Genomic DNA, 17,241 nt, shown 5'->3' on the forward strand with positions numbered 1-17,241 from the left:
ATCCGTCAGGAGCCCCATGAGCATCGCCGCCCGCCCTGTGACCGTCGAGCACCACCGCGAGCCGATCGGCATCGGCGAGACGCGTCCGCGCCTGTCGTGGATCGTCGACGCCGACCAGCCCGGATGGGCGCAGCGCGCCTACGAGATCGAGATCGTCTCCGACGCGGGCGCGTTCACGACCGGACGGGTCGAGTCGGTCGATCAAGTGCTCGTGCCCTGGCCTGCCGAGGCGCTCGGCAGCCGGGCACGCCGCTCGGTGCGGGTGCGCGTGTGGGGCGCCGAGGGCGACGCGTCGGACTGGAGCGCGCCGACCGTCCTCGAGACGGGATTGCTCGACTCCGCACTGTGGGAGGCGCGGATGGTCGCTCCCGCGCTGCCCGAGACGGGCGACGGCGGCGAGCCGGCCGCGCTGCTGCGCGGCGAGGCCGAGCTCCGCGGCGGGATCGTGCGCGCCCGGGTCCGCGCCACGGCGCGGGGCGTCATGACGCTGCGGATCAACGGGCGCCCCGTCGGCGACGACGTGCTCCACCCCGGATGGACGAGCTACGCGCGGCGGCTGCGCTATCGCACGTGGGATGTCACCGAGCTCGTGCACGAGGGACGCAACGCCCTCGGGGTGCACCTCGCGGACGGCTGGTACCGCGGGTACCTCGGGTTCGGCGGCCTCCGCGACCTCTACGGAGACCGGACGGCCGCGCTCGTGCAGCTCGAGGTCGAGCACGCCGACGGTTCCCTCACGGTGGTCGGGAGCGATGAGACCTGGCGCTCGGCCCTCGGGCCCGTGACGCGCGCCGACCTGTACATGGGCGAGACCTACGATGCGCGGCGCGCCATCGCCGGATGGGACGAGCCCGGCTTCGACGACGCCGCGTGGGATGCCGTGTCGACGGTCGCGTTCGACCCCGCGACCCTCGTCGCGCCCGACGGTCCGGCCGTCCGCCGCACCGAGACCATCCGCCCCGTCGAGGTGCGCACCTCGCCGACCGGCCGGACGATCCTCGACTTCGGGCAGAACCTCGTCGGCCGGCTCCGCGTGCGCGTCCCGGCCGACGCAGGCGAGATCGTGCTGCGGCACGCCGAGGTGCTCGAGCACGGCGAGCTCGGCACCCGACCGCTGCGGCGCGCCCGCGCGACCGATGTGGTCCTCGGCGATGGCACCGCGTTCACGTGGGAGCCCGCTTTCACGTTCCACGGCTTCCGGTACGCGGAGGTGAGCGGATGGCGCGGCGACGTCGATCCGTTGGCGTTCGAGGCCGTCGTGCTGCACACCGACATGCGCCGCGTCGGCACCTTCTCGTGCTCGGATCCGCTGCTCGACCGCCTGCACGAGAACGTCGTGTGGGGCATGCGCGGCAACTTCCTCGACGTGCCCACCGACTGCCCGCAGCGCGACGAGCGCCTCGGCTGGACGGGTGACCTGATGGCTTTCGCGCCGACCGCCGCGTACCTCTACGACACGTCGGGGATGCTCACGGGATGGCTCGCCGACCTCGCCGCCGACCAGCACGACGACGGCAACGTGCCGGTGTACATCCCGTGGGCCGACGTCGACCCGAACATGCCGCCGCTCGGGGCCGAGGCCGGCTGGGGCGACGCCGCGACGGTCGTGCCGTGGACGCTCTACGAGCGCTACGGCGACGTCGAGATCCTCCGCCGCCAGTGGGGTTCGATGACCGGATGGGTCGAGGCGCTCGCCGCGCGAGCGGGCGACGCTCTCGACTTCTCCAGTGGAGGGTTCTCGTTCGGGGACTGGCTCGACGCGGCGGCGCCCGACGACCAGCCGTGGGCTGCGCGCCTGCCGTGGCAGGCGGTCGCGACCGCGTACCTCGCGCTGTCGGCGCGCATCCTCCGCGACGCCGCCGCCGTCCTCGATCGCCCCGAGGACGAGGCGCGCTACGCGGATCTCTTCGCCCGCACGGCGGCGCGCTACCGCGACGAGTACGTCACCCCGACCGGACGCGCGGCGTTCCCGTCGCAGACCGCGTACGCCCTGGCCATCCGCTTCGGCCTCCTGCTCCCCGAGCAGGAGGAGCACGCGGGAGAGCTCATGGCCGCCCAGGTCGCCGCCGACGGGTTCGCGATCGGCTCGGGCTTCCTCGGCACGCCGCACGTGCTCGACGCGCTCGCCGACACCGGCCACGCCGCGACGGCGTGGAGGCTCCTCCTGCAGACTGAGTGCCCGTCGTGGCTCTACGCCGTGACGATGGGAGCGACCACCGTCTGGGAGCGCTGGAACTCGATGCTCCCGGACGGCTCGATCAACCCCGGCGAGATGACGTCGTTCAACCACTACGCGTTCGGCGCTGTGGCCGACTTCCTCCACCGGCGAGTCGGCGGACTCGCTCCGGCAGCGCCGGGCTACCGCCGCATCCGGGTCGCGCCGCTTCCGACTCCCGAGCTCACGTGGGCGCGCACCGCGCACGAGACGCCCTACGGTCGCGCGGAGGTGTCCTGGACTCTCGAGGACGACGCCTTCGCCCTCGAGGTCGTCGTCCCGCCGTCGACCGAAGCCGAGATCGTGCTGCCCGACGGGTCCGAGCCGACGATCGTCGGCTCGGGGACGCACCTGTTCGCGTGCGCGTTCACCGCCGGCGAGGCGGCCGCGGTGGCCGCGTCGTTCACGGGCTAGCGGCCGCCCGGCGTCCGGCGGGCGGAGCGCCTCGCGCGGGCGCCCCGCCGCGCGGAGAACCGCACGATGAGCGCGAGCGCCAGGGCGGAGGCGGTCATCGCCGACCAGCCGATCGCCGAGACGGCGGCGAGCGACGCCGCCATGCCGACGCCCGCGGCGAGCATGCCGAGGGCGAAGAGGAGTCCGAGCGCGCCCGCGCCTCGACGGAGCGCGCGGCCGATGAGCCAGCCGGCGACGAGGATGGGCCCGGCGACCGAGATCGCCGCGACGCCGATCGCCGTCGGCATGATCCACGCCTGGCCGGTGAGGCTCGCGTAGATGAGGGCGCCCGTGCCCGCGCCGAGACCCGCCGCGAGCCAGATGCCGAGCCACAGGGCGGCGCGCCGCGGCGGTGCGATCCGCTTCGGGCTGGCGGGTGCCGTCGCGCGCTCGGCGCGGGCCTCAGTCGGACGGGTCTCCTCGAGTGCGATGCGGGTGCGCATGACTCGAGGAGACCATCCGAACCTCAGACGACGCTCAACGCGCCGCGGCCTGGCGCTCCGTCGCGAGCGTGCGGATGAGCGCGTGCTGGCGGCGCAGCTGATCCGAGGCGCGGTACGGGTGCTTGTGCCCCTCGTACTCGCTCGAGAGCCAGCCCGTGTATCCCGATTCGAGGACGATGTCGATGATCTCGGCCCACGGGATGTGGTGGTCGACGAGCTCGTCGTCGATCTCGTGGAACTTCGCCTGGAAGTACACCGTGTAGGGCATGACGTCGCGCAGATCGGAGACCGGCACCACGGGCACGACGGGGAACGCGGGCGCGCCGCCCGTGCCGAGCTGCGACGTGATGCCGGGCTCCTCGCGGCGGAACATGCTCTTCTGGAACACGCCCGTGTCGATGAGCAGTCCGAAGTTCTCGGTGCCGGTGCGCTCGATGAACGCGATGTACTCGTCGACCACGGGCGACCTGATGACCGACGGCCAGTGGATCTCGGGGCAGATAGTGATGCCGAGGTCGTGCGCGAGGTCGAGGTTGCGCTCGACGGCCTGGTCCCAGATCGGATCGACCTGGAGGTCGCTCGTCACGACGCCGATCTTGGGACGCACGAACGAGAACCCGAGCGTCGCGGCGAGACGCAGGTCGAGCGCGAGCTGCTCGGCGCCCTCCTCGACGGTCATGCCGCGCCCCGGGAACCGGCGCGTGTCGAGCCACGATCCGTACAGTGTCGGCGTGAGCCCGAGCTCGGCGTTGCGGGCGTGCCACGCGTCGATGAAGGCCGTGGATGGCTCGGGGTAGCTCTCGACATGGCCTTCGCCGAGGATCTCGATGCCGGTCGCGCCGAGATCGGCGATGTCGCGCGCGCAGTCGTCGAGGTCCATGACGACGCCGAAGTCGCCGGTGTAGCTGTAGACCGAGACGCCCAGCTGGAACGGGATGGCGCTCATCGGACGATCACCGCCTTCCGGGTCGCGGTCCAGGCCTGCGGCTGGAGCTCTTCGGGGATGTACGACATGCGCATGCGCAGAGTGAACGAGACGTCGTGGACGCCCGGCGCGAGGCCGCCGTCCTTCGCCACCGTCAGCACCGCCGCGTGCTCGAGCGGCCAGCGGACATCCGTCGACTCCCGCAGCTGCGCGAACGAGTACTCGCCGCTCGGGAGGCCCCATGTGATGTCGGAGGCGTCGAACTCCTCGCCGTCGACGACGAGCGTGGGCTCCTCGAGCAGGTTCGCCCAGACGCCGCGGTAGTAGGGGCTGCGCACCCGCAGCTGGAATCCGGTCGGGCGGTCTCCGCCGACGTTGCGGAATCCCTTCGACTGGATGAGGGATTTCTCGAGCATCCTCGCTCCTCTCGCGCCCCGTCGTGGGGCTCACTTATGTCGAGAATAGTCATAAGCTTGCGTGAAGCCAACATTGAGAGGATCCGCAATGACGCCATCCGATGCCGACGAGCTCCGCGCGCGCAATCGCGCGGTGGTCGAGGCCTTCTTCTCATCGAACCTCGACAACCCCGAGGAGCGCATCGCGCTCTGGCACCCCGACGGCGTCAAGGAGCTGCCCTTCGCACCGCGCGAGCTGCCCAAGACCCGATGGGAAGGGCGCGACGAGATCGTGGCGAACACGGTCAACAACGCCGGGATGTTCGCGAACTGCGTGCACCAGGACCTCGAGATCTTCGCGTGCGAGGATCCTTCGCTCTTCTTCGTGACGAGCCGGATGGTGCCGGAGGCGACGTTCCTGGGCGAGCCGTACCCGCAGTCGTTCGTGCACCTCCTGCGCGTCGAGGACGGCAGGATCATCCTGCAGCGCGAGTACTTCGACTCGGGCATCCTCGCCGACGCCGAGCGCGCCGCCCGCGCGAAGGGGCGCACGCCGACGGTCTGAGGGGCCCGCTCGGGCGCCTCGGCCGTCGCCGCGTTTCGCGGCGAACCGGGCGCGGATCGACGCACAACGCGGCAGGAGCCTGGGGCTCCTGCCGCGTTTCACGTCCAACGGATGGCCGTCTGCCGCGTTCCGGGGCGAACGGCCGGCGGACGCACCCACCGACCGACCCCCACACCCGCACCGCCCCTGACACGCCCCAACCCCCGCACGCCGGCCGACGCCCCCCGCATCGGTCGGCGCGGTCTTACAGGCGCGTCGCGGCGTCCTGCGCGGCCCGCACGGCGAGCGCGACCGACATGAGCGTCGGGTTCATCGTCGTCGCGGTCGGGATCGTGCCGTTGCCGCCGACGTAGAGGTTCTCGAAGCCCCACACCCGCGAGTGCGGGTCGGCGACCGAGGTGCCGTCGTCGGCGACGCCGATCCGGGTGGTGCCCTGGTAGTGCAGGCTCGACCCGTTGGGCATGAGTCGCGGCTCGGCGATGAAGACACCGAGCCCCTCGCCGATGCGGCGCAGGCGCTCGGTCGCGTCGGCGATCTCGGCCTCCTCCTCGGGGCCGAGCGCGTACTCGATGGTCATGTTCGGCAGCCCGCGGTAGTCGAGCTCGTCGTCCGAGAACGTGACGCCGTCCTCGAACCGCGGGCGCTTGCGCATCCCGTAGCCCATGTTGACGTAGCCCCACCGGTTGCCGGCGTGCGGATGGCTCTCATCGAGCGGGAAGGGGGGCTGCTCGGCGTACATCACCTGCAGGGAGTACGGATGACCCGGCTCGGCGAACGGGATGCGATTGACGGCGGCGACGGGGTCGACCGGGTTCGCCGCGCGGCGCGCGAGCTCCGCCTCGAGATCGGCCTCCGAGGCGAACCGCGACATCTGATCGCCGGACAGCGCGACGGTCGAGATGACGACCGGGTGCTCGGTGAGGTAGCGGCCGAGTGCGCGCGGCCGGATGCCCGACGCCCACAGCAGCTGCGGGGTGCGGAACGCATCGGCAGCGACCACGACGAGGTCGGCCTCGACCGTCGCGGTCTCGCGGGTGCGGAGGTCCTCGACGACGACGCCGGTCGCGCGCGCGCCGTCGACGACGATCTGGTGCACGAGCGACAGGTCGCGCAGCTCGAAGCGCGCCGCGAGCGGGGAGCCCGGGTCGGCGAGCGGGCCGAGCACGACGTCGGCGCCGGCCCAGCGGACCGTGCCGTCGGGCTGCGGGTCTCCCGCGACCGGCAGCGTGCTCGGCGCGGGGTCGGAGCCCGCTGCCTCCTCGAGCAGCGAGCGGATGGCCGCGCCGACGGCCGAGTCGGCGAACGCGGCGCTCTGCACGTGCAGGAGCTCCTCCGCGCGCTGGATGAGCGCATCCCACTCCGCGTCGTCGATGAAGTCGACGCGCTCCGAGCCGGAGGGGCGGGGCGTCGCGCACGTCCAGTGGGCGCCCATCCCGCCGACGTTCGTCGACGCGGCGGCCGCCGGGAAGGTCGGTGCGTGCGCGGCGCCCTCCCCGCCGAAGTCGAGAAGATGCGTGCCCTGGCGCGCCGTGAACATCCCCTCCACGACCGTTCCGGCGGGGATGCCGAGCGACTCGCGCAGGGCGCCCGCCTGCGGGCCCTGCGAGAGCTCGCGCGCCCGCGCCTTCTCGTCGGGCGACGGGATGTTGCGCACGCTCTCCCCCGGCACGGCGGTGAGCTGCGGACCGGCCTCGAACATGACCACACGGGCGCGCGGATGGCGCTCGAGCAGCTCGCGCGCGAAGGTCGAGCCGATGGGTCCGCTGCCGACGACGGCGATGACGGGCTGGTCGTTCATGGAGTCTCCTCGCGGGATGAGGCGGGGCCGCCTGCGGCGGCCTGGGGGATCGGATGGCCGCGCCCGACGAGGCGGGTCGGCTCTGCGGCGGGCGGATGGGCAGGGGCGTGCTCGTCCGAGAGGCGCCCGGCAGGCAGGAGAAGCGCGATGACGAAGCCGAGGAGGTAGACGAGCGCGAGAGCGCCGAACACAGGCCCCATGACGTCGCCGTACGCGCGGGCGACGGCGTCCTGCACGGCCGCGGGCGCCGCGTGCACCTCCTGCGGCGTGAGCGCCGCGACCTCGGAGACGAGGGCGGCGGCCACGCCCGCGCCGATCACGCCTCCGACGATCGCGGTCGCGACCGTGGAGCCGATCTGGCGGACGAGGTTGACCGCAGCGGTCGCGGCCCCGGTCGCCGAGCGCGGCGCCGAGCTCTGCGCGACCGCGACCACGAGGCTCATGAAGAGGCCCGTGCCGATGCCGACGAGCGCCATGAGCGCCATCGGCACCCACAGCGGCAGCCCGAGCGGGAGGACCGCCATCGCTCCGAGGCCGAACGACGCCAGCAGCGGGCCGGCGATCGCGAAGCGCCGGTAGCGCCCGGTGCGCCCGACGAGCCATCCGCTGAACAGGCTCGACCCGAGCATCCCGAACACCGTGGCGATCGGCACGAGACCCGAGACCGTCGCGCTCGTGCGGTACGCCATCTGGAAGAACGTCGGAAGGTACGCCGTGACCGAGAAGAGCCCGACGCCGATGACCGCGGAGAGAGCGGTCGACGCGGCCATCCGGCGGTCGGCGAACAGGCGCAGCGGAACGAGCGGGTGCGATGCGCGGAACTCCACGAGCACGAAGACCGCGAAGCCCGTCGCCGACAGCGCCGCGCACGCGAGGCCGGCGCCGAGCGCGGCGGGATCGCCGAGCCAGGTGACCGCGAGCACGAGCGAGACCATGGCGACCGCGAACGCGAGGGCCCCGGCGAGGTCGATGCGCCCCCGCTCCGCCCCGCTCTCGACGTGCGGCAGCGCGAACGCCGCGAACGCGAGCGCCGCTCCGCCGAGCGGCAGATTGATCCAGAAGACCCACGGCCATCCCCACGTGTCGACGATCACCCCGCCGAGCACGGGGCCGGCGAGGATCGCGACCGGGAAGGCCGCGCCGATGACGCTCATGTACCGCGCGCGCTGCCGGGGCGTCGTCACGTGCGCGACGATCGTCTGCGACATGAGATGGAGACCCGCCGATCCGATGCCCTGGACGACGCGCGCGACGATGAGCGCCGTCATGCCGGGGGCGAAGCCGCACGCGAGCGACGCCGCGAGGAACACCGCGAGCGAGACGAGGAAGACCAGGCGCGGGCCGATCATGTCGCCGAGGCGGCCGATGACCGGCATGAGCACCGTGCTCGCGAGCGTGTAGGCCACGATGATCCAGCTCATCTGCGCGAGCGCGTCGAGCTCGCCGGCGATCGTCGCGAGCGAGGTCGAGACGATGGTGTGGTCGAGCGCGCCCAGGAACGACACGACGAAGAGCGCGCCGACGAGGAGTCGGATGCGGAGCGGAGAGAGGTTCATCAGCGGATGGCCCGTACGACCGGGCTGTCGACTCGACCTGGTGTGCCCCGTCGGCCTCGGCGCCGACGGGAACGAGCCCTCGCGGGCCCCGATGTCCCCGCCAGCATATCAGCTTCAGTAGAAAAACTGCATAAGTAGGTCGAAAGTCATCCTTGACGTGCGTGCAGCCAGTCGCTCACGACGTCGAGCGTGCGGAGCGCGCCCGCGTCGCCCGGCTGGTCGATGTGACCATGCGCGGCGCCCGGCTCCACGTGCAGCTCGACCGTCCCTCCGGCCGCACGCACCGACCCGGCGAACGACTCGCCGGATGGCCGGAGCGCGTCTCGCTCGCAGACGACGACGAGCGCGGGCGGGTATCCCGCGCCGCTCCCCTCGCCCGGGAACGCGTGCGGATCGCTCAGGGCGTCGACGGAGCCCGCGAAGTTCAGGGCGAGCTGCGCATGGGGTGATGCGGGATCGAGCGGCACCCCCGGGTTCGCGCTGTTCGCGTGAAGCGCAGGGTAGACGGCCAGGAGCCCGCCCGGCAGGGGCCCCTCTGCGCCGTCGCGCACACGCGCGGCCACGCCGACCGCGAGGTTGCCGCCCGCACTCGCCCCGCCGAGCACCAGGCGATCAGCCGGGAGCCCCAGCAGGGCAGGGGCGGAGCGCCAGGCCACGAGCACATCGTCGGACGGCGCGGGGAAGTGCGCCTGGCCGAGGCATTTCGTGTAGTCGACCGCGAGAACGGGGATCCCGCGTGCCGCGAGCTCCCTGGCCACCCAGTTCGACTCCGGCATGTCGAGGTGCCCGCCGATGAACCCGCCGCCGTGCACCCAGACGAGCGCGACGCGCGCTTCCGCCCCGGGGCGCCGGTAGAGCCGCACGGGCACGCCGCCCTGCGCGCCGTCGACCGTGTGCTCGACCGTCTCGATCCCGCGCAGATGAGGGAACCGCCGCTCGAGCGACGCCGTGTCGATGTCGGGGCGCGGATCCTCCGGCTCCCCGTGCTCGGCGAGCCATCGGATGGCCTCGCGCACGGGGAGGCGTCGGAAGTCGGGCAGGCCGGCTGCGTCGGCGTCGCTCATGTCAGTTCCCTTCGGAGAGGACGGCGCGCACGCGCTCGTCGTGCACGAGGTCGGACAGGTCGGTCGCCCCGCCGTGCACCGCACGCCGCAGGGCAGCTCGCGCGGCGGACTCGCGCACCCGGGGGAGCACGAGCTCGCCGTCCGCCGTGGCGACCCGCACGTCGACGCCACGGGGATCGACGCGCACCTCGACCCGCTGCTCGCCGAGCGTCCGCGCGACGATCGCCGGATGGCCCGAGGTCGCGCCCGCGAGGAGCGTCACGGGGACCCCGTGGGGCGTCGCCAGGAGGGCGAGGACGCCGGCCGAGCTGTGCGTGCACGCGGACGGCGCGAGAGGCCCGGCGAGCACCCGGCCCCAGCCGATCGCGTCGCGGAGCCACTCCGCCGCCGCGTCGGTCGGCAGAGCCGCCTCGACGACGACCGCGCGAGCCGCGGCAGCCGCGCGGGACGCCTGCTCCGGCAGCGGGCGCAGCCGCTCGCGCTCGACCGCGCACTCCGCTGCGCCGAGCACGTCGAGCGCCTCGGCCGGAACGGACACCGGCTCGGCGACGAGCGGCGACGTCGAGCGGCTGCTCCCTGCGAGAGCGTCGCGCAGCCGCGAGACCCATCCGTCGGCGCCGTCGACCACGACCACACCCGCGCCCCCGGGCTCCGCGGTGCGCCCGCGGCCGGGACCGACGGTCAGCGGCAGCTCGATCGCGGCGACCCGGAAGCGGTCGGCGGACCCCCGCGCGGACGCGAGATCCACGCCGATCATGCGGCGCTCCGCACGGCGTCCGCGACCGCATCCGCGAGATCGATCGCGTAGTGCGCGTCGGCCGCGATCTCGTCGTACTCGACGGGCGCGTCGCCATCCAGCGCCGCCGCGAACGCGCGCCAGAGCGCGACATAGCCGTCGTCCGCGGCGCGCGGATGGCGGATGAGTCGGCCGTCGTCATGCCGGATCCGCACCTCGGCGGAGCCGACGTGCACGAACGACGGCGGGAAGTCGATCTCGACGCCATCCCCCTCCGTCCGGATGGAGACGCGCCACAGCGCCTCGGCGCCGTCGGGCACCATCGCCGTCGCGAGCTGCACGAGCACGTCGCCCGCGCGGAATCCGATCGCGTATCCGATCGGCAGCACGGGGCGTGCGAACACGACCTCGTCGAGGCGGGGCGCGAGATCGCGCAGCAGCGGGGCGTCGTGGATCGCGAGGCCGAGGACGAGCTGGCGGAGGACGGCCGCGGCGAAGCCCGCATCCGACCAGTCGGGCGCCGAGCGCGCGGGCGCGGCCACGCCGCGGTCCGCGAACTCGGTCACCGCGGCGTGATAGCGGTCGTTGGCCGGCAGCGACACCGTGACGGAGATGCTCTGAACCCGTTCGCGCCGTGCGATGAGGAAGTGCTTGGCGCGCCCCCACGCGGGGTCGTGGAGGTGATTCGTCCCCACGATGAGCGCGACCCCGGCCTCGCGGCAGGCGCGCAGCACCGCGTCCACCTCGCCGTGCGCGAGAGCGAGCGGCTTCTCGCACAGGACGCCGCGCTTGCCCGCCGCGACCGCCGCGAGAACCTGGCCCGCATGACGCTCTGGCGGCGACGCGATCACGACGACCTCGACGGCCGGGTCGGCGAGCAGCTCCTCGGCGCTCGAGGAGGCGCGGGCTCCCAGCGGTGCCGCGATGGCGGCCGCGCGCCCGCTGCCCGCGTCCGCGACGTGCACGACCGCGAAGCGATCGCCCAGGCGGGCGAGGGTGGGGACGTGGAGCGCTGCCGCGCCCGGGCCCGCGCCGATGATCCCGACTCCTGTGGGCATGCGACCTCCTCGTCGTGCGCACTTACGTTAAAAGTACACGTAAGTTTCGGCGCGATCGACAATAGATCGCGCGATCTGGCGGGCACTGTGCCAGAATCCGAGGATGGCGAACCAGTCCACCCTCCGATTCGGGGCCCAGACCGACGAGGTCACGAGCCTGCTGCGGATCGTCAATCTCGTCCGGACCGGCGAGGCCACCACGCGGCCCGAGATCGGCCGGCTGACCGGGCTCGGGCGCGGCGTCGTGTCGCAGCGCGTCGACCGCGCGATCGAAGCGGGCTTCCTCGAGGACGCCGAGCTGGGCCCGTCCTCCGGAGGGCGCGCGCCCCGCGTGCTGCGCTTCCGATCCGAGCAGGCGCGCATCCTCGTGTGCGCCCTCGGCGCCCTGCACATCCGTGTCGGCGTGACCGATCTCGACGGGCGGGTGATCGCCGACGATCACGCACCGTGGGACATCACACGCGGGCCGGACGCGACGCTCGACGCCGCGATCGAGATGGCCGAGACCGTGCTCGCGCAGACAGGGGACGCCCCGATCTGGGCCGTCGTCGTCGGCGTCCCCGGGCCCGTCGACTTCAGCTCGGGGCGCCCGGTCGCTCCGCCGATCATGCCCGGCTGGAGCGGATTCGACGTCCGCGCGCGCTTCGAGGAGCGGTTCTCCGCGCCCGTGTGGGTCGACAACGACGTGAACCTCCTCGCGCTCAGCGAGCGCGACCGCCGCCGTGCGCAGAACGTCGACCTCATCTTCTGCAAGATCGGATCCGGCATCGGCGCCGGCCTCCTCTCGCAGGGGCACCTCCACCGCGGTGCGAACGGCGCGGCCGGCGACATCGGGCACGTGCGCGTGCTCGGCTCGGAGGAGCTGTGCCGGTGCGGCAAGATCGGCTGCCTCGAGGCCGTCGCGAGCGGATGGGCGCTCATCCGCGACGCGCAACGCGCGGTGGCGGAGGGCGACGACGGAGCCCTCGCCTACTTCGTCAAGAACGACGAGGAGCTCACCCCGGAGCACATCGCGATCGCAGCCACCCACGGCGATGCGCTCGCGATCTCGCTCATCCAGAAGTCCGCACGCGTCGCCGGGGAGTCGATCGCGACGCTCGTCAACATGTTCAACCCGGCGGTGATCGTCATCGGCGGTGCGATCGCGTCCGCGGGCGAGGTCTTCCTCGCGGAGGTGCGCCAGCGCGTGTACGAGCTCTCGCTGCCCCTCGCGACCCGCGACCTGCAGATCGTGAACTCCGCGAACGACCCGACCGAGCCCATCCGCGGCGGCGCGCAGCTCGCGATCGAGCAGCTGTTCGACGCGACCTTCCCGCGCTGGTTTGCGGACGGCCGGCCGACCATCCAGGGGGTGCTCGCCGCGGCCTGAGACCGCTTCTTACGAAAAACGACGGAAGTGTGTATCTTCTGGGTCTAAGTCACACGAAGGAGTGTCATGACCCCGAAGCCCATCCGCACGCTCATCGTCACCGGGATGACCGACGTCCACCACGACTGGCGGAAGACCACTCCGGCCCTCGTCGCGCTGCTGGAGTCGACCGGGCGCTTCGATGTCCGGGTCTCCGAGGAGTTCCGGGGCGCGACCGCCGACACGCTGCGCCCATACGATCTCGTCGTCCTCAATTACTACGGGCGGCGCGACCCCTGGCGCGACGTGCCCGAGGAGCGCTTCGGCGAGGAGACGGAGCGCGCGCTGTTCGACTTCGTCGCCTCGGGCAAGGGCCTCGTCGCGTATCACCCGACCCTCGCGGGAGGCGTCGGCTGGGATCCGGAGTACGAGCGCCTCCTCGGCGGCGTGATGCGCGAGGACACCTCGCGGCGGGCGCCGAACAACGACTTCCTCCTCCGCACGGCCGAGGCGCACCCCATCACGGATGGATGGCCCGCCGAGTTCCCGCACTACGGCGACGACCTCTACGTCGACCTGCGCTGGCCCGAGGGTGTGCGGAAGACGATCCTGCTCACCGGCTGGGACAACCCGCTGCGCTACACCCAGGTGCCCGCCCAGTGGCGCGCGCTGCCGGGCATGGGCGAGGAGCACCCCGTCGCCTGGACGGTCGAGTACGGCGCAGGCCGCTCGGCCTCGATCGGCATCGGCCACGACGTCGCGGCGATCGGGCACCCCGCGTTCCGCGCGCTCTTCCCGCGAGCCGCCGAGTGGGCGGCGACGGGGGAGGTGACCATCCCCACGCCCGAGGATCTGGGCGAGCCCGTCGAGGGCGGCGACTGGTGGCCGACGACGCTCGAGCCGATGGTGCGCCGCATGTTCGACGACTGGGTCGCGGCGGGCGAGCCCGCGACGCAGAAGGGCGGCGCATGACGCTCCCCGTGCTCCGCGACGACGCGCTCGTCTCGGATCGGGAGGGGTTCGCCCTGCGCCTGTCGCTGCCGTGGATCCGCTCGCTCCCTCTGTCATCGCTTCAGGACCTCGCGGTCTCGGTCGACGGAGAGCCGGTCGGCGCGCGGATGCGCGAGGGCCACCCGGAGTGGTGGTTCCTGCAGGACCGCGTCGAGGTGGTGGCTCCCGCGCCGCTTGCCGACGGCCGTCACGAGGTCGACGTCGCGTTCTCGATCCTCATCCCCTATCTCCCGGGCGCCCCCGGCCATCCGCTCGTGCTGCCGTTCCGCGCGCGGCGGGTGCTCGAACTCGACGCGGCGCCGCCCGCTCCCTCCCCCGCCGCGGCGCCGCGCGCGCCGGAGCGGACGGCCGCGACCGCGGGCCGATGGACGCTCGCCGCGAGCGCCTTCAACTGGACGCCCGAGGTCATCCGCGCCGAGCGCTCGGCGCCCGACATCGCCGTCGCGATCGCCGCCGAGGGCACGGCCGACGTCCTCGAGGTCGAGCTCGGGCAGTCCCTCCGATCGTTCCCCGCGCCATCCGCTGACGAGGCGGCAGGGCTCGGCACGCGCATCGCCGACGTGGGCGGACGCGTCAGCATCGCCGGAGCGAGCATCGACGACTGGACCGGCGACGGCGGGCGCCGATCGGAGGACGAGCGGCTCGCCTTCCTGCTGCCGCAGCTGCACGCGGCGCACGCCCTCGGCGCCGAGGGCGTGCGGCTGCCGATCGGGCAGGCCGGTGAGGCGCTGCTGCGCCGGCTCCTGCCGACCCTGCAGGCGCTCGACCTCACGCTCTACGAGGAGATGCAGGGGCACCAGACGCCCGAGCGCGAGGCCGCCGCGGTCGACGTGGTCGCCGCGATCGACGACCCGCACGTGCGCCTCCTCGTCGACATCAGCATGCTCATGCCCGCGCTCCCGAGGACCTACCTCGAGCGGATGTCGGCGCTGCCGCCCGCCCTGCACGCGCGGCTCCGCGAGGAGTGGCGCGACCCGGGCACCTCGGCGGCGGTGACGGCGGCCCTGCACGCGGGCGAGGTGCCGCCCGAGCTGCGGACCCTCTTCATGAACCTCATCGTGCGGTTCGGCCGGTCCGAGGCCGCCGTGCTCCGCCCCATCCTGCCGCTCGTCGGCGCCTTCCACCTCAAGTTCTGGGACCTCGAGGACGACGACGGCCGGGTCAGCGCGCCCATCCGCGACCTCGGGGCGCCGCTGCGCGGCTCGGACTTCCGCGGCACGCTCTGCAGCGAATGGGGCGGGCACGAGTGGCTCGGCGACGACCCGACCGAGACGACCCGCGCCCACCTCGCGCTCGCGCGCGAGGCGCTGGGCGCACCATCCCCCGAGTGAAGGAGCTCACCATGGCCGAACCGACCATCCACGACCTCGCGGAGCAGGTCGCCGACCTGCGCGCGCAGCTCGCCGAGGCGCAGCGAACCGCGCAGGCCGCGCACGACCGCGGCGCGATCGAGAACCTCTTCAACAGGTACATGTACCTGCACAACGCGTTCCAGGACGAGCAGATCATCCCGCTGTGGGTGAAGCGCGGCACCGAGGGCATTCGCGCGCGCTACACGAACGCCGGGCAGTACACCGACTACGACAGCGTCATCCGCTACCACCAGGGCCGCCCCGCGCCGGTCGGCAAGCTCATCCTCCATGCCACGACGACGCCCGTCATCGAAGTGGCCGCGGACGGGAAGACGGCGAAGGGCGTGTGGCTCATGGCCGGAACGGAGTCCGGTCTGACCGACGTCGAGGTGGCGAAGGAGAGCCCGGAGTACATGTACTCGCCCGGCCTCGTGGCGGGCAAGCGGGTCTGGGCTCACTGGGTGTGGTGCAAGTACGCGATCGACTTCCTCCGCCAGGACGGCGAATGGCGCATCTGGAAGTTCCGGTGCTACGAGCTGGCCCGGGCTCCGTTCGAGGAGAACTGGGTGAGCTTCGGCGAGAAGAACCAGCACGCCTTCGACCTCGACCTCATGTACTTCGGCGATGACGGCAAGCCCGTCTTCATGCCTCCCGCCGACGAGCCCGTCCCCGAGAGGAACCACCCGTACAGCCCGTCGACGCGCCAGAAGCTCGAGCCGGTGCCGCCCGTCCCGCACGCGACCTTCGAGGACACCTTCGCCTGATCCCTCCCCCCGCGCAGAGAGCCGCCCCGGAGCCCATGACGGGCTCCGGGGCGGCTCTCTGCGCGCGCTACTTCGTCGAGAACGCCGCGTCGAACGACGCAGCGGGCGGCGTGATGGCGTTGAGCTTGCGCACGAACGCGAGCGCCTCGGGAGCGCCCTGCAGACGGTCCATGCCCGCGTCCTCCCACTCGACGCTCGTCGGGCCGTCGTAGCCGATCGCGTTGAGCGCGCGGAACAGCGGCTCCCAGGGCACGGCGCCGTGGCCCGTCGACACGAACGTCCAGCCGCGCCGCGGGTTCGCCCACGGCAGGTGCGACCCGAGCACGCCGTTGCGTCCGTCGAGGTTCGTCACCGACTCCTTCACGTGGACGTGGAAGATGTGGTCGGCGAAGTCGAGCACGAACGCCACCGGGTCGAGCTGCTGCCACATGAAGTGTGACGGATCGAAGTTGATCCCGAAGCCCGGACGGTGCCCGATCGCCTCGAGCGTCGCCTTGGCCGTCCAGTAGTCGTAGGCGATCTCCGACGGATGCACCTCGAGCGCGAAGCGGACGCCGACCTCCTCGAACACGTCGATGATCGGGTTCCACCGGTCGGCGAAGTCCTGATAGCCGGCCGCGATCATCTCGTCGCTCGCCGGCGGGAACATCGCGACGTACTTCCAGATCGACGACCCCGTGAAGCCCGTGACCGTCTTCACGCCGAGCTTCGCCGCGAGGCGCGCGGTGTTCTTCATCTCCTCGGCCGCCCGCTGGCGCACGCCCTCAGGATCTCCGTCGCCCCAGACGACGTCCGGGAGGATGTCGCGGTGGCGCTGGTCGATCGGGTCGTCGCAGACCGCCTGGCCCTTGAGGTGATTCGAGATCGTCCACACCTTCAGCCCGTGGCGCTCGAGCGTGTCGAGCTTGCCCTGGACGTAGGCGTCGTCATCCCAGCGCCACGGATCCAGGTGGTCGCCCCAGCAGGCGATCTCGAGGCCGTCGTAGCCCCACTCCCCCGCGAGGCGGCACACCTCCTCGAACGGCAGGTCGGCCCACTGGCCCGTGAACAGCGTGATCGGTCGCGCCATCGCGAACTCCTCCCGATTGTCGTTGATTACAACTTACTCGCGGACCGGTGGTCAGGCCAGCACGAGCTCGCGCTGGACCGGCACGCGGTTGGTCACATACCGCCCGGGCCCGCCCTCGACCCCCGGCGCGATCTGCATGTAGAGCAGGCGCATGGTCAGCACGACCTCGACGGTGATGCGCTCCCCCGCGGCAGGCACGCCGCCGTCGAGGACGCCCTCGAGCGGGATGACGATCTCAGGACGGTCGGCGACGAACCAGAGGGTGTCCCACTGGTCGGGCAGCTCCGCCACGGTGTACGAGCGCCCCTGCAGCTCGAAGCGCAGCGTCTCCTTGGGGATCACGACGCCGTTGACGGTGACGTCGACGTCGTCGACGGCAGACAGCCAGAGGCTGCGGTACCACGGCAGCTGGATCGAGACGGCGATGCCGTCGTCGCGGCGCGTGACGTCCTTCTCCGAGAACAGGGAGTTGTGAGTGGCCATGTCGTC

General features: G+C 72.6%; 16 protein-coding genes. 6 read left to right on the plus strand and 10 right to left on the minus strand.

The features are described from left to right. Positions 1 to 16: 16 nt before the first annotated feature. Positions 17 to 2,629 (plus strand): glycoside hydrolase family 78 protein, encoded by a 2,613-nt coding sequence (locus PKE79_RS07075; RefSeq protein ID WP_271172980.1) that lies wholly within the window; start codon positions 17 to 19, stop codon positions 2,627 to 2,629. Here the strand turns inward: PKE79_RS07075 and PKE79_RS07080 are convergent. Genes PKE79_RS07080 through PKE79_RS07090 form a run of 3 tightly spaced genes read right to left on the minus strand, consistent with a single transcriptional unit; the run spans position 2,626 to position 4,452 of the window. Next, positions 2,626 to 3,111, minus strand: coding sequence for a hypothetical protein (locus PKE79_RS07080; protein ID WP_271172981.1), 486 nt, complete (start codon positions 3,109 to 3,111; stop codon positions 2,626 to 2,628). The two genes, PKE79_RS07075 and PKE79_RS07080, sit on opposite strands and share 4 nt — an antisense overlap. 34 nt (positions 3,112 to 3,145) lie before the next feature. Beyond that, entirely contained in the window at positions 3,146 to 4,057 is a 912-nt protein-coding gene (locus tag PKE79_RS07085) for a sugar phosphate isomerase/epimerase family protein (protein ID WP_271172982.1), read from the minus strand. Further along, a complete protein-coding gene (locus tag PKE79_RS07090; protein WP_271172983.1) occupies positions 4,054 to 4,452 on the minus strand; it encodes a C-glycoside deglycosidase beta subunit domain-containing protein in 399 nt (132 codons plus the stop codon). The genes PKE79_RS07085 and PKE79_RS07090 overlap by 4 nt, the downstream gene beginning before the upstream one ends. An 88-nt stretch (positions 4,453 to 4,540) precedes the next feature. Here PKE79_RS07090 and PKE79_RS07095 point away from each other — a divergent pair, with 88 nt between their 5' ends. Beyond that, entirely contained in the window at positions 4,541 to 4,996 is a 456-nt protein-coding gene (locus PKE79_RS07095) for a nuclear transport factor 2 family protein (RefSeq protein ID WP_271172984.1), read from the plus strand. A gap of 244 nt (positions 4,997 to 5,240) precedes the next feature. Here PKE79_RS07095 and PKE79_RS07100 read toward each other — a convergent pair whose 3' ends face one another. From PKE79_RS07100 to PKE79_RS07120, 5 genes are all read right to left on the minus strand, one after another. Further along, positions 5,241 to 6,794: a GMC oxidoreductase gene (locus tag PKE79_RS07100; protein ID WP_271172985.1), complete on the minus strand. Its 1,554-nt coding sequence runs from the start codon at positions 6,792 to 6,794 to the stop codon at positions 5,241 to 5,243. Then, positions 6,791 to 8,350: an MFS transporter gene (locus tag PKE79_RS07105; RefSeq protein ID WP_271172986.1), complete on the minus strand. Its 1,560-nt coding sequence runs from the start codon at positions 8,348 to 8,350 to the stop codon at positions 6,791 to 6,793. Before PKE79_RS07105 ends, PKE79_RS07100 begins: the two co-directional genes overlap by 4 nt. Positions 8,351 to 8,496: 146 nt before the next feature. Then, positions 8,497 to 9,414, minus strand: coding sequence for an alpha/beta hydrolase (locus PKE79_RS07110; RefSeq protein WP_271172987.1), 918 nt, complete (start codon positions 9,412 to 9,414; stop codon positions 8,497 to 8,499). Position 9,415: 1 nt separating this feature from the next. Then, complete coding sequence (locus tag PKE79_RS07115; protein WP_271172988.1) at positions 9,416 to 10,171, minus strand: hypothetical protein; 756 nt, start codon at positions 10,169 to 10,171, stop codon at positions 9,416 to 9,418. Then, positions 10,168 to 11,208, minus strand: a complete 1,041-nt coding sequence (locus PKE79_RS07120; RefSeq protein WP_271172989.1) for a Gfo/Idh/MocA family protein — start codon at positions 11,206 to 11,208, stop codon at positions 10,168 to 10,170. The genes PKE79_RS07115 and PKE79_RS07120 overlap by 4 nt, the downstream gene beginning before the upstream one ends. A 103-nt stretch (positions 11,209 to 11,311) precedes the next feature. Here PKE79_RS07120 and PKE79_RS07125 point away from each other — a divergent pair, with 103 nt between their 5' ends. The 4 genes from PKE79_RS07125 (at position 11,312) to PKE79_RS07140 (ending at position 15,683) form a co-directional block, all read left to right on the plus strand. Continuing rightward, positions 11,312 to 12,577, plus strand: a complete 1,266-nt coding sequence (locus tag PKE79_RS07125; RefSeq protein ID WP_271172990.1) for an ROK family protein — start codon at positions 11,312 to 11,314, stop codon at positions 12,575 to 12,577. Positions 12,578 to 12,643: 66 nt separating this feature from the next. Continuing rightward, positions 12,644 to 13,528 carry a ThuA domain-containing protein gene (locus PKE79_RS07130; protein WP_271172991.1) on the plus strand — a complete coding sequence of 295 codons (885 nt, stop codon included), beginning with the start codon at positions 12,644 to 12,646 and terminating at the stop codon, positions 13,526 to 13,528. After that, entirely contained in the window at positions 13,525 to 14,898 is a 1,374-nt protein-coding gene (locus PKE79_RS07135; protein WP_271172992.1) for a restriction endonuclease subunit R, read from the plus strand. Before PKE79_RS07130 ends, PKE79_RS07135 begins: the two co-directional genes overlap by 4 nt. Positions 14,899 to 14,909: 11 nt before the next feature. Then, complete coding sequence (locus PKE79_RS07140) at positions 14,910 to 15,683, plus strand: nuclear transport factor 2 family protein (RefSeq protein ID WP_271172993.1); 774 nt, start codon at positions 14,910 to 14,912, stop codon at positions 15,681 to 15,683. A gap of 67 nt (positions 15,684 to 15,750) precedes the next feature. On the opposite strand, the gene PKE79_RS07145 is transcribed toward PKE79_RS07140, so the two are convergent. Next, entirely contained in the window at positions 15,751 to 16,752 is a 1,002-nt protein-coding gene (locus PKE79_RS07145) for a sugar phosphate isomerase/epimerase family protein (protein WP_271172994.1), read from the minus strand. A 51-nt stretch (positions 16,753 to 16,803) separates the two neighbouring features. Further along, positions 16,804 to 17,235, minus strand: a complete 432-nt coding sequence (locus PKE79_RS07150; RefSeq protein ID WP_271172995.1) for a C-glycoside deglycosidase beta subunit domain-containing protein — start codon at positions 17,233 to 17,235, stop codon at positions 16,804 to 16,806. Positions 17,236 to 17,241 lie beyond the last annotated feature (6 nt).

The organism is Microbacterium barkeri (genome assembly GCF_027921765.1).
Classification (GTDB): Bacteria; Actinomycetota; Actinomycetes; order Actinomycetales; family Microbacteriaceae; genus Microbacterium; species Microbacterium barkeri.